The following is a 12195-nucleotide window of genomic DNA, read 5'->3' on the forward strand; positions in this document are numbered from 1 at the left end:
GGGGTGGATGAGATGAGAAGATTAGTCGTGTTGTTGTCAGTACTAGTTCTAGTGATTAGCTTCCAAAACTGTGCGGAGCATTCCTTCACACAAGTTCCAAGCGACAACTCGAGTCAGTTAACTCCTGATGTTGTACTTCAACAAAGCCAACAATCATTCTCTTCTGAGACAACTCGTAAAGCCATCGATATGGTGTGGGTGATCGATAACTCCGCATCTATGACTAAAAACGTGAACTTGGTAAAACAGAACTTTTCGGCTTTTGTTAAGTCGTTAGGCTCGCAAGTGGATATCAATGTTGCGTTGATTTCTCGTGCCGATGCTTTGTCTTATAATACAGAGATTCGTCTTTCTGACTATTCTTCTGCGGGAGTGCAAATTCCTTTCCTAGTACACAGCTACAATCCAATGCTTGTTGCTGCGGCTTCTACTTGTCCTAAAAGCCCAAGCGCTAGCGATGCCTTCTGCCAAGCAGTTAAAGGTAACAGCCGCTATGACAGAGTTTATGGTTCACTAAATAGCTTCTTTAGAAGTGGCTCTCAGAAAGTATTCGTCTTTGTTTCTGATGATGACTCTGCAAACCTTGCTATGGGTGCGAAATCCACAATTCAATTCGATAAATCGAGCGATCCAAAAGGTGCGAGCATTGATATCGTATCTGTCAGTTCATTAACAGAAAATGTGGACTACATCACACCAGCTGCTTTCACAGCTCGTATGAAAACTGCTTTTGGTAGTTCGGGCTCATTTAAAAGTTTTGGTTTTATCGCTTATGACAGCAAAACTAGCCCGTGCCTAGCTCGCCCAAGTAACAACTATAAATCTTTGATTGAAAGCAGTGGCGGCGGTCATTTCAATATCTGTAATACAAATTGGGATTCAGCGTTTACGAATCTAACTTCTCGTGTGATCAACTATGCAGCTGCAACTTATACGGTGAGCGATTCAAACTTCCACAGCATCGATGTTGTAGAGTTGAATAAACAAGCTTTGAAACTAGGTACGGATTATACAGTGAATGGTAACGTGGTGACCTTAAGCTCTGCCCTGGTTAAAGGCGTAGGAAGCTATTCGATCACCGTTCATTACCAACGAACAGAAAGCAAGTAATCTAAGGGACGCCCATGGCTCTTAGACCCTGAACCACAACGACCACTAAGATGTAGGCCGCAAGATTGAATGCAATCAGCTGGCCTACAGCCATTTTCATAGATCCGCTTTCCTTGGCTTGAATCGCAACCGTGGTCATACACTGAAGCGCAATCATGAAGAAAATCATTAATCCTATGACACTGCTGACGGTAAAGACCTTTTCGCCGTCTTTATTCACGGCTGTACTCATTTGCGTGAGTAGCGACTGTTGCTGAGTTTCTTCGTTATCGTCAGTGATATTAAACGTCACTGCCATAGAAGAAACAAAGACCTCACGAGCAGCAAAGGCCGAGATAAGACCAATACCCACGCGCCAATCAACACCCATTGGAGAAACAACAGGCTCAATCACTTTACCCAATTGGCCCGCGTAAGACTGCTCAAGCTTATCGTGAGCGTCCTCAATGTTGTAATTCGGGAAGCTTGTGCCCACCCAAATAATCACCGCGAATACAAAGATCATAGGACCCGCGCGTTTTACGTAGTTCATTGTACGAGTCAAAGACTGGCGCAAAAGAACACGGAACTTAGGTCTGCGGTAAATTGGCAACTCCATCATAAAGAACGAGTTGTCATTATGCGGAAGGAATTTATTTACGATACCTGCGGCGATACCACCCACAACCAATGAGCCCAAATACAAAGCAGCCAATGTAAAGCCCGCTAGGAATGGCGATTGATCATGAAACAAGAACGCGATCAACAAGGCATAAACTGGCAAACGCGCAGAGCATGTCATCAAAGGGATCACAAACGACGTAATCCAGCGATCACGAGCCGAAGAGATATTTCTGGTTGCTATGATTGCAGGAACCGCACAAGCGAACCCTGACAAGATAGGAACGAAAGAACGACCACTCATTCCCAATGCCGAAAACGGACGATCAATCAAAGTCGCCGCACGCGCCAGGTACCCTGAGCTTTCCAAAAGACCGATACCAAAGAACAAGATAAAGATCTGCGGAACGAATACCAAAACCGCACCGAAGCTTGAAACCACACCGTTCGCAGCAAAGTCTGCCCACAATGTGCCTGGGCCAAGATTTGCGACCACTTCATTCAAATAGCTAAAGCCTTGATCGACATAATCCATGAACGGAGCCGCCAACCAGAAGATGGAGGAAAACAAACCACCCATGATGACCAAGAACATCGCCAGACCAAAAGTCGGATGAAGCAAGAAACGATCTAGCTTTTCAGTCGTAGCAACAATGCGCTTAAGACGAGCTTCTGGATGATCTGTTTTATGAGAAAGAGCTTCGTTTGCGATCTTCTCGCACTCTTTCATCTTTTTATCTAACTCATCGAAATCCCAAACGCGGGGACGTTTTGGAAATGAATCTAGAGGAATCTGCTGAGCCGCTGCGACGATTTCTTTCAAACCACCCGCAAGCAATCCATCAAAAGGAATCACCGGGCAACCCAAAGTTTTGCTTAGGTAAGCAAGATCAATCTCCACGCCTTCTTTGCGCAAAAGATCCGCCATAGTGATTGCGACCACCATCGGGAATCCCGTTTCCTTCACTTGCAAAGCCAATTGCAAATGGCGAGACAACTGAGTTCCATCGATAACTACAATGATACCCGTTGCTTCACCGAATTCAGGATTTTCATAGATAGATTTAATCGTAACAACTTCGTCAGCACTTTTCGGATGCAGGCTGTAAGTCCCTGGCGTATCCATCGCAAGGATGCCTTCACCCAAGTGAGAAGCAAGCTTACCCAAAGAGTACTCAACCGTTGCACCCGGATAGTTCACCGTTTTGAAACGTGAACCCGTCAGCCAATTGTAGAGAGTTGTTTTACCAGAGTTCGGAGCGCCGACAAGCGCGATGACACGCTCTTCTTTACCGGCAGCTGCAACGTTTGTTACTTCAACGTCACTTGGGCACATGCTGCCTCCTCATTTCGCAAAGCCAGGAAGCTGTTTTTAAAACGAACCAACAAAGGTCCTTTAAAAGGAGCTCGCCCTAAAATCGTAAGCTCCATACCGGAGCGCAAACCCATTTCATGAAGACGTTCACGCAGAAGGTGCTCCCCTGCGATACTGAGAATTTCGACGGTCTGACCCGGCTTTAATTTGGCGTCTAACAAAGTCATTTTTCCCTCTGAAATTGAGTAGTAACCAGTTAATGTCATCACGCTGCAAAGTGAAGTCCTTTTGCCCCTAGCCTAGACCATTGAAAACCAGTTGAGAATGTGACGACAATGGTCGTGATTTTGCGAGGTTAGATCAAGTTAGCAGTTTGAACTCCGATCTAAAATCATGGCTCAAAAAACTGCGAAAATCACCTTAGGGACCCTGATACTGGCAACAGCGACTCAAAGCCCTGCGGCCGAGCTGTTCTACTCCCCCGGCTTTTGTGATCCCAAAGCCCTCACCATCCATGTTCAAAACAAAACTTCAGAACACGAAAAATGGTGGACGCAAGTTCATGAAAACGGCGTGATCAAAGAGGGCTACCAAGAACTCGACGGCGGTTCTGAAATGAAAATTTCGGGCGCTGACTTTTTGCCCGATAAACGCGGCTTTTCTTTGAAAGCTGGAAACGCCAATGCCCTTCGCTTTACCGCAAGCTGCGATGGCCAGAAAACTCTTTTGAATTCTGTGACCTCCCCACAAGTGGTTCATTACTTTCCTAAAGGTCAGACAGCATTTAAACTTTCACTGTTAAACCTTTACGTGAACAAAAATGATTTAAAATTAAAAGCCTTTGATGATGCTGGTTTTGTCGTCGACAGAAAATCATTCAGTCTTTCGAAACATTATGAAACACAAAATCTGAAATTCACTTTTGATCGTGCGATTGCGCGCATCGAAATCAATGGATCGGCCCGTTTTCACTCGGAAGCTTTCTATGGCGACGATGAAAAACAAAGTCCTCCACTGGCTCTATCCCCTGTGGAACTTCCAGTGAGTGCTGCTAAAAAGTATTTTCTAATTTCGACGAAAACTCCGAGTGAAAATGGATCTTTTGTTATCGCCTTGGATGATGAAGACACGATCAACACAGCCCGTGAACAGATTCGTCGCCCTGAATTAGAAAAGATTGTGGTTGCCCGCGTGGCCTTGGGTTCTGGCGGTGTAAATCGCAACTTTCAAGCGCGCGACAAATCGCCTTACTCTTGGAACGTCACTTATGTTGATGCTTTTGGGGACCTGGCACACATTGATTGCGATGGAAATCCTGATTTAGTCGAAGAACGTCTGCAACAGCGCTTGAATGAGGGCGGCAGAATTTGTTTCTGGAGATACCGCGTGGTTCGTGAACTCACTCCATTTGAAGTGAGCACGGGATTATTGAAGCCTTAGTTCGGAATAGTGGTGGAAGCGCCTTGTCCGGCTGTTTCTTCCACTGTCACACTCACCGCTTGCACACCATACTTAGAAAATTCCTTGAAGAAATCCTCTGCTAAAATTCTAGAGAGATTTTCAACGCTGGTATTTGTCACTGGTAACAAAATCACTTCGTTCAATGGGAACACATAGAAACGATCGCGGAATGTTACTTCCAGTGATTTGTCGGTTTTTTTAAACTTCATGTCAGGATGTTTTTCTGGCAACAGGACGATCTCATCCCAGCGATCCAAAGCAGCCTTGATGTATTTCTTGAATACGTTGAAATCCATGAAATAGCCTTCAGAGTGCTGAGCCTCATCAGAAGGGGCTTTGATGTCCACTTTTACTTGATAATTGTGGCCATGGAGTTTTTCAGCATGCTTTTCATCAAAAATCAGAAAATGGGCAGCTGAAAATTTGAAATTTTGTTTGGCCAAATGCAAGGTGGTCGTGGACATATGTCTCCCTAATGGTAATATCAATAGCATGAAATTCGAACTGAAGCAGCATTTTCAAATTGAATCCGCCCGTTTTCTGCCCCATTTGCCGTCAAGCCATCCGTGCTCACGTATGCATGGCCACAGTTTTAAAATTGTGCTGACTCTGGTCGGCCCTTTGGATGAAAAAATTGGATGGGTGATCGATTACAACGACATTCAAGCTGCGATGAAGCCCATCTTAGATCAGATCGACCACCGCGTTCTGAACGAGGTCCCTGGGCTCGAAAATCCCACGTCAGAACTTTTAGCAAAGTGGATTTATGGGCATGCTAAAAAAGCCCTTCCGATTGTAACTCGTGTGTCCGTTGCGGAAACACCTTTGACTGAGTGTTCGTACCCAGCATAAGGCCAGGTCTAGTGATTTTAAAGGCAGTGATTCTATTCAGTTTTATGATCTCGAGTGCGGCCTTCGCGGCTCCTGCGACCTCTGCCAAAACACGTGCGACGAATCCCGCGCCAACAACGACGCCTGCAAATAAAAGAGAAGTTGTTCCCCCTCCACCACCGCCAGAAGGTGCGACAGAGCGCAGACTCACTCCGCCTCGTAAAAATGGTAAAGAGGAAGAATACGAAAATTCCATCCAAGCCGGGATGATTCTAAAAACATTGAAAGCAACAACTTCTGGAGCTGGAGACAATCACAATATCGCTCTGGATCCAAATACTCCCCCGGGTTTTGCCTTGGGTTGGTCTAACCGTCCTTTGGGAATTTCTTTAGAAGCAAACGTTGCCTATGGCGGCGCTCGTCCTGACAAAGTGGCGACCTATGCTGAAGACTATCAGCTGCGCTATTTTACCGGACGCCTGGGAGCTGAGTTTATTTATCAGCGCTATCGTGGTTTTAATCAAAGCCCCACATCGGGAGCTAACAACGACGGCTTCATCACAACCGATGAGTACTCCTTGCCTGATTTAAGTATCTCGATGCTGCAAGCGCAGTTTGAATGGGCTTACTATGGCGTAAGTGCCCTTGAGGCGTTCGGGCCTACTTGGAAAAAGCCTGCGATGGATGGCTTGGCTTTTTATGTGATCGCCAGTCTTTCCCAAGTGGAAATTGAAAATCCCGAACCATTTTTGCCGCAAAGTAATCCGCAAGATTACGGCGAGGACGCGACACTTGTTAAAGGAAAATATCAAAGCTTTTCATTGGGAGCAGGCACCTCTTACGTGTGGCAATGGACTCGTTTTTACGTGGCTGTGTTCGGCAGTGCTCAAGCTGGACCTCAAAAGCAACTCTACGAAACGACCACCACTCGCTGGGATAATCTGAAATACACATGGTGGGTCCAAGCAAAGATGGCGATCGGTTATGACTGGGGTCCTTGGTACATGTCGATCATTGGCCATACTCAACCGGTGAACGTCGATTTGCGTACGATGGATATGTCGTTTTTCTCGCAAGCAGCTGGTCTGTACGTAGGCTCGCGTTTCTAGAGGGAAAACGGACTCAAGTCTAGCGTCTTTTTACTGCAACAAATGTCTTATCGATCCGATAAGATTGCTATGAAAATTTCCAAAGTTTCTGCACTTATTCCGCTCGTTCTAGTTTTCACATTCGCTTATCTTGCCGCAAGAACTTGGGATCAAAAAAGTACGACTCCGACGCTCAATACTTTTTCAAAAAAATCTGAGCCTGCTGTGGGTACAACAGCTACAACTCAACCACAGGCGATGAAACTTCCCGAATCTTTGGATTCCGTCTGGTCACAGAATCGCAATATCGTAAACACTTTGAAATCCGCTCAAGGTGCTGTTTTGTTTAACAGCCTTTTTAAAAATAATATCTCTTGGTCACCGCAAATGTACGATGCTCTTCAAGAGCGTTTTGCCAATTCCTACAAGGATAATAATATCCAAACGGAACTTACCAGCCGCCTGGGAATTCTTAAAGCTTTGGCACAACAGGATTCAAAGTCTCGTTCACCAAGTTCAGTGATTCCAGCGGAGCTTGCAACACTTTACAAAACAATTCTTTCAAACGATCAAGAGCACTGGATGGTTAAACGCCAGGCATTTAAAAACTTGAAATCTTCTCTTTCGGCTGAAGAGCTGAATCAATACTATGCAACCTTAGACAACCGCGCTGTCCATCATTCCAATAAATCAGAATCAGAAATGCTAACCGAGGTCCTCAGTGAAAAAGTCGGATCTAACTAGCTATTTCTGCTTTCTCATTGTGGCAACTGCCGGTGCGGCACTTGGGTTTTATCACAATCAGACTCTTGGCAACCATAGCTCCGATCTCAGTTCAACTGCGAACCCATCTGCCAGTTTGAACGACTATAAGACTTTGCCATGCCCAAGTGATGCGAAATACAAAGAGTTGCAAGAACGCATTCATCTGACTCTTCCGAATGGCACCAAAGGCTGCTCCACAGACATCACTGCAGGTCTTGGGAAGATTTTATTGCTGATGGAAAAAACGGAGTTACAAACTCCGAAAGACTGGCTGCCAAAAATTCAAGAGGAGCTAACGCATCCTCTCGAGTATTTAGCAAAGCAAGTTGATAACATGCATTTCGATCTTTCAGAAACAGACGCCTTAGCTACAAACATGGGCGACCGCTCGATTGTTCTCGGTGGCGGACTTTTGATGAATGATCCCTTCAACTCCATGTCGACATTGATTCATGAAGCCAGACACTCCGACAAATCTGCTGTGATTCATGTGGAATGTATCGCGGGCGATCTGCCACGCACACGCGGTGGTTGTGATGCGAAATTTGATGTGGGTCCCCACGCAGGTGCTTACGCTTACGATGTGATCTTCCAGTCCGCTTTGGCATTTTTTGGAAAAGACTTAATTGCTGCAGACCGCGAGTACCTGATGAGTTCTGCGTTAGCAATTCTCGGCACGCGTTTTAATGAGCTCCCAGCATCCCTCGCGACCCATGCGGATATGCTTGTCACCTTGAATAAGGAAAACAAACTCCAACTACTCCACCCTTTTACGAATGACCTATTGCATATCGATCTGCCATTCAAAGATCGCAAAGAATTTGTTGAGAACATTGATTTTTCCGTTCGCGACAGTGGCGTTTTGCTTTTCACAAACAAGAAACGCCTTTTAAGCTGGACTCCCCGCCGTGGTATGGGTCCTTTGTATAAAAATATTTTTCATAACGATATTAAAGTCAGCGAAGCTGCTCGTATCACTTTACCGACAGAATCAGGTCGCAGTCGTTTTGTTGCGCAATCCACTGATGGCAGAATGTATTGGGTGAAATTCAGTCCGGAAAAATTAGACTTTGTCTTGGCTCCCTACCCTTATCTGGAACTGGACAAATCACAGATTAACAAAACAGTTTGGTCGCAGTTCTTTTTGGCAAGCTTTGGCGAGTCGGTCTTTTTGACTGCCGATGGAAAAGTCTATCTGGGTGGTCATAATAAAACGGGTCGCGAAACCTTTGTCCTTCGCGAAGACATGCAAGATCCTTCCGGCTGGGTGCACGGTACAGGTGGAATTAGTTACGACAATCTTTACTTGATCAACGGTCGTGGTGAATTAAAAATTGCGAGTGTCTCGTTGCAAGAGATCGACGATTATCATTCAGTCACAACATACTCTTTCGCCAATGTGGACTTTCAGGCTCCGTCTGCGATCAAGTATCTGCAAGGTCTGCAAACCCAAGTGCAGTTGACTAAAAATGGCGATCTGTACTTGCAAGACTACGCTTCAAAAAGCACTCAGACCGTCGAAGGCCACGGCTTTAAAGACTTTGCCTTTGCTCAAGTCGCGACTCTCGATCAATCCATTGCACCTTCTAAAAACGAATACGCGAGATTCAGAAAAATCTGTCAGGTCAAAAAGCACATCACCGATCCATGGTTTGGCCAAGGCATCGGTATCGACTCGCAACAGAGATTGGTTTTCGCGGGAAACAAAGAACACCCTTGCTTGATTCGCAAAGGCCTTCCTCCAGTCATTGATGTCACTCTTAAAGCCGACCCTTCGAATAAAGGCATGGGGTTAGAGGTGACTACATCTGCTGGTCCTCAATGGATCGCTCCTTACAAGTAACCGACACCTCGGCTTAGCCACCTTGTCGACTTATTGAACAGCCCTGAAAGGCCTACCGAAACTCCTTAAATCAGCACCAGCCAAATCCATGCTATTGCCTATAAGGCGGCCTGGGCTTTGCAAAAGTGAGCTCCGATATTTTCTTTAAACCTTTGGAGCTCTTTATGAAGTCCTTCTTGAAAATCGTTTTCGCTGTTGTTGTTTCGGGTCTTACTGCATGCGCAGGCTCTGGCGACTCCGGGACAAATGAAGTTCCTGGCCACGTCCAAGCGATGGCTATGGATAACGATTTTCCAAATGTCGATGGTACTTTATTCGGTAAATGGCATGCAGGTGAATATAGCAACCCCGAAGATGGCGCAAAATTCGTGGCGACTTTTTACTTTAACAAATCCAAAGTTGGAATGTCAGCGAGTTGCACAAATCCTGCAGGTAAAACAGTGTTTACATCACTAACAGTTCCCGCTGTCTACACCAAGGACAGCTTCGAAATCTTGGAAGAGAAAGAAGTTAACACTCGCAACGGAGATCGCGACTGTTTAGTTAATACTGTAAAGGTCAAAATGCTCTTTAAACTGGTAAAGAATGATCAGTTGGAACTTAAGGGCGACAAGAATATGAAAGCCTTCAAATTGAAAAGAATTAGATAATAAAAAAGGCTCCTCCAGGGAGCCTTTTTTTATTTGATCAATGATGCGTTTACACGAACCGAAGGTCCAAGATTTAATTCATTCTGGAATTTTTCTTTAAAGACTCTCGGATACAACATCACAATCGTTGAACCCATGCGGAACATTCCAAGTTCATCGCCCTTTTTAACCGGGATGCCTGGAGTGTAGCGTTTTGATTTCATCACAAGATCGTCTGATTGATTACCACGGATAGACTCATCGAAGCTTAATACGATATGGCCTACGTTTGTAGCACCCACGAACATAACACCCACAGGTCCCAAATCCGTTTCGATCTCTACTAGAACTCTTTCGTTCACAGAGAACAGATTTTTAACGTTTGTCGTGCTCCATTCGTTCACAGGCCACAACTCACCCGGCATCAGGCGAACATTTGTGATCATCCCTTCAACTGGAGAGTGCACACGGTGGTAATCCGTTGGGCAAAGGTAATAGGTCATAAAGAAACCCTCACCCCATTTATTTTCACAATCAGCATCCTGAGTGAAGTCTTTCAAAGTGTAAGTGTGCCCCTTGGCCTGAATCAAAGTCCCCTCGTTGATCGGAGAAGCTTGAGTGATCACGCTGTCTGCTGGGTGAACGGCCCATGACGTACCTACAGGGCGGATACCTTGTTTTAGGTGTCTTACGAAGAAATCTCCGATACTGCGGTATTCGGTATAAGGCTTTTCTGCCTCATCCAGGGCAATGTTGTACCAGGAAGCAAAGCCCTTGATAGTGAGACGTGCCCACCATTTAGGCCCTTCAAAGTGCATAATTTTGCCGACAAGGCGGCTGAGCTGTCTTTTTGGTAAAATACGAGTGATTGCTGACATATATAAATTATCTAACTGAGTTTCCCCCCTTTGTCACCTTAGGAGGTTTCTGCTATAAGCGTTGAAAACAAAATATTCACCAGTTTGGCCTTTAACACAGGCCCGCGAGGTAAAAAGATGGCGAAGATATTCAATAATATCGAGATTCCTATTGATCAGGACCTTGAAGAAAAACTTCAATGGATGGTTCCTGAGCACGGTCCCTACCGCATCCTTCGCCAAAGCGTCGATGCTCGCAGAGCTCACTCCCCGCACTTCGTTTATTCGATTGAGGTCGCTGAAAAAGGCGAAACCCTTAATATTCCAGAATTCAATCTAGAGAAAATCGCGACTCCTAAAGAGAAGCCTTTGATCGTGGGGACTGGTCCCGCGGGTCTATTTGCAGCTTTACGCTTTGTGGAGCGGGGAGTTCCATGCGTCTTGTTTGAACGTGGTTCTGATTCTGGCAATCGCATGAAGGGCATCAATCAATACTGGAGACATGGTAAGCTCGATACTCGCAATAACGTTTGTTACGGCGAAGGTGGCGCGGGTCTGTACTCTGACGGTAAATTGATCACCCGTATTAAATCTCCGCACATTCCTTACGTAATGAATCGCTTGGTGCAATTCGGTGCTCCGGCGGAAATTCAGTGGCTCTCGAATCCTCACGTGGGTTCTGATCGTATCCGTCGCGTGATCCCTAAGCTTCGTGAATACTTAAAAGCCAATGGCTGTGAAATCCATTTTGACACTCAGGTGACTGAGATCTTGATGGAAGGAAAACAAACTGTCGGCGTTCGCACAGAACATGGTACAGAGTTTAAATCTCCGCATGTCATCTTAGCTACAGGTCACTCAGCTGAAGACATGATCAATCACTTGAACGACATCGGCGTGCATTTGGATGGTAAGTCTTTTGCGATGGGTTTGCGTATTGAGCATTCTCAAGCAGAGATCAATAAAATCCAGTATCGTCAGTTTTCAGAACATCCAAAATTGGGGGCCGCAAACTACAAGCTTGCTGACCATGACGATAAAACCGGTATTGGTGTTTACTCGTTCTGTATGTGCCCAGGTGGTTATGTTCTGTCTGCGGGAACTGAAGCAGACGGTATCGTTTGTAACGGGATGAGTAACTACAACCGTAACTCCCCGTTTGCAAATGCTGCAATCGTGGTTTCTATCGATCACAATAAACTTTTTGGAAACGATGTCTTTGGCGGGATGAAACTTCGTCGCCAATTAGAAACTCAAGCTTTGAAATCAGTACGCGAGGCTGGTGGCACAAAAGAATTGCCAGCTCAAAATCTATTGGATTTCTTGGGTGGCCCATCTAAAAAAGGCCCTCGCAACTTGCGTGTGGGCTCTTCGCCTTCTGGTGCTATCAACATCCGTTTGGATGAGATCCTGCCTGCTCATATGACAAAACGTATTCAAGAAGGTTTGAATAAGTTTAATCGCAATATGAAGGGCTTCGTGGTTGAAGACGCACAACTTTACGGAATTGAGTCTCGTACAAGCTGCCCAGTGCGTATCACTCGTGATAATGAGTCGCTTGAGAGTATTTCCCACGCGGGACTTTACCCTGCGGGCGAAGGTGCCGGCTATGCAGGAGGGATCACTTCTGCTGCGTGCGACGGCATTAAGATCGCAGAAAAAATCATCGAAAAGCTGACGTAAAAAAGGCGCCTGC

At 45.6% G+C, this 12195-nt stretch carries 12 protein-coding genes; 8 read left to right on the top strand and 4 right to left on the bottom strand.

Translation table 11 applies throughout. The features are described from left to right. Nucleotides 1–12: 12 nt before the first annotated feature. Complete coding sequence (locus ACLVWP_RS10130; RefSeq protein WP_413557123.1) at nucleotides 13–1110, top strand: vWA domain-containing protein; 1098 nt, start codon at nucleotides 13–15, stop codon at nucleotides 1108–1110. Nucleotide 1111: 1 nt separating this feature from the next. Here ACLVWP_RS10130 and feoB read toward each other — a convergent pair whose 3' ends face one another. Continuing rightward, complete coding sequence (gene feoB, locus ACLVWP_RS10135) at nucleotides 1112–3046, bottom strand: ferrous iron transporter B (RefSeq protein WP_413557124.1); 1935 nt, start codon at nucleotides 3044–3046, stop codon at nucleotides 1112–1114. Then, on the bottom strand, nucleotides 3022–3252 hold the full coding sequence (locus tag ACLVWP_RS10140; protein ID WP_413557125.1) for a FeoA family protein: 231 nt from the start codon (nucleotides 3250–3252) through the stop codon (nucleotides 3022–3024). Before ACLVWP_RS10140 ends, feoB begins: the two co-directional genes overlap by 25 nt. Nucleotides 3253–3418: 166 nt before the next feature. Between ACLVWP_RS10140 and ACLVWP_RS10145 the strand changes: the two genes are divergently transcribed. Next, nucleotides 3419–4465, top strand: coding sequence for a hypothetical protein (locus ACLVWP_RS10145; protein ID WP_413557126.1), 1047 nt, complete (start codon nucleotides 3419–3421; stop codon nucleotides 4463–4465). Here the strand turns inward: ACLVWP_RS10145 and ACLVWP_RS10150 are convergent. Beyond that, nucleotides 4462–4950, bottom strand: coding sequence for a 6-pyruvoyl trahydropterin synthase family protein (locus ACLVWP_RS10150; RefSeq protein ID WP_413557127.1), 489 nt, complete (start codon nucleotides 4948–4950; stop codon nucleotides 4462–4464). The genes ACLVWP_RS10145 and ACLVWP_RS10150 overlap by 4 nt on opposite strands. 28 nt (nucleotides 4951–4978) lie before the next feature. On the opposite strand from ACLVWP_RS10150, the gene queD reads away from it, so the two are divergent. The 5 genes from queD to ACLVWP_RS10175 all read left to right on the top strand — a co-directional run bounded on the left by queD (nucleotide 4979) and on the right by ACLVWP_RS10175 (nucleotide 9663). Continuing rightward, nucleotides 4979–5338, top strand: coding sequence for a 6-carboxytetrahydropterin synthase QueD (gene queD, locus ACLVWP_RS10155; protein WP_413557128.1), 360 nt, complete (start codon nucleotides 4979–4981; stop codon nucleotides 5336–5338). Nucleotides 5339–5364: 26 nt separating this feature from the next. Beyond that, nucleotides 5365–6426: a DUF4421 family protein gene (locus ACLVWP_RS10160; protein ID WP_413557129.1), complete on the top strand. Its 1062-nt coding sequence runs from the start codon at nucleotides 5365–5367 to the stop codon at nucleotides 6424–6426. Nucleotides 6427–6495: 69 nt separating this feature from the next. After that, nucleotides 6496–7149, top strand: coding sequence for a hypothetical protein (locus ACLVWP_RS10165; protein ID WP_413557131.1), 654 nt, complete (start codon nucleotides 6496–6498; stop codon nucleotides 7147–7149). Further along, nucleotides 7127–9013, top strand: coding sequence for a hypothetical protein (locus ACLVWP_RS10170; protein ID WP_413557132.1), 1887 nt, complete (start codon nucleotides 7127–7129; stop codon nucleotides 9011–9013). The genes ACLVWP_RS10165 and ACLVWP_RS10170 overlap by 23 nt, the downstream gene beginning before the upstream one ends. 164 nt (nucleotides 9014–9177) lie before the next feature. Next, a complete protein-coding gene (locus ACLVWP_RS10175; RefSeq protein WP_413557133.1) occupies nucleotides 9178–9663 on the top strand; it encodes a hypothetical protein in 486 nt (161 codons plus the stop codon). 29 nt (nucleotides 9664–9692) lie between these two features. Here the strand turns inward: ACLVWP_RS10175 and asd are convergent, their stop codons facing one another. Beyond that, nucleotides 9693–10520 carry an archaetidylserine decarboxylase gene (asd, locus tag ACLVWP_RS10180; RefSeq protein WP_413557134.1) on the bottom strand — a complete coding sequence of 276 codons (828 nt, stop codon included), beginning with the start codon at nucleotides 10518–10520 and terminating at the stop codon, nucleotides 9693–9695. 117 nt (nucleotides 10521–10637) lie between these two features. On the opposite strand from asd, the gene ACLVWP_RS10185 reads away from it, so the two are divergent. Further along, on the top strand, nucleotides 10638–12182 hold the full coding sequence (locus ACLVWP_RS10185; RefSeq protein ID WP_413557135.1) for an NAD(P)/FAD-dependent oxidoreductase: 1545 nt from the start codon (nucleotides 10638–10640) through the stop codon (nucleotides 12180–12182). Nucleotides 12183–12195: the final 13 nt, after the last annotated feature.

This window comes from Bdellovibrio sp. HCB209 (assembly GCF_047306065.1).
In the GTDB taxonomy this organism is placed as follows: domain Bacteria; phylum Bdellovibrionota; class Bdellovibrionia; order Bdellovibrionales; family Bdellovibrionaceae; genus Bdellovibrio.

Bases quoted from the DNA above. Each gene is read 5' to 3' on its own strand.
- ACLVWP_RS10130 (WP_413557123.1), top strand. From the start codon at position 13: ATGAGAAGATTAGTCGTGTTGTTGTCAGTACTAGTTCTAGTGATTAGC.
- ACLVWP_RS10140 (WP_413557125.1), bottom strand. From the start codon at position 3,252: ATGACTTTGTTAGACGCCAAATTAAAGCCGGGTCAGACCGTCGAAATT.
- feoB (WP_413557124.1), bottom strand. From the start codon at position 3,046: ATGTGCCCAAGTGACGTTGAAGTAACAAACGTTGCAGCTGCCGGTAAA.
- ACLVWP_RS10145 (WP_413557126.1), top strand. From the start codon at position 3,419: ATGGCTCAAAAAACTGCGAAAATCACCTTAGGGACCCTGATACTGGCA.
- ACLVWP_RS10150 (WP_413557127.1), bottom strand. From the start codon at position 4,950: ATGTCCACGACCACCTTGCATTTGGCCAAACAAAATTTCAAATTTTCA.
- asd (WP_413557134.1), bottom strand. From the start codon at position 10,520: ATGTCAGCAATCACTCGTATTTTACCAAAAAGACAGCTCAGCCGCCTT.
- ACLVWP_RS10175 (WP_413557133.1), top strand. From the start codon at position 9,178: ATGAAGTCCTTCTTGAAAATCGTTTTCGCTGTTGTTGTTTCGGGTCTT.
- ACLVWP_RS10165 (WP_413557131.1), top strand. From the start codon at position 6,496: ATGAAAATTTCCAAAGTTTCTGCACTTATTCCGCTCGTTCTAGTTTTC.
- ACLVWP_RS10185 (WP_413557135.1), top strand. From the start codon at position 10,638: ATGGCGAAGATATTCAATAATATCGAGATTCCTATTGATCAGGACCTT.
- queD (WP_413557128.1), top strand. From the start codon at position 4,979: ATGAAATTCGAACTGAAGCAGCATTTTCAAATTGAATCCGCCCGTTTT.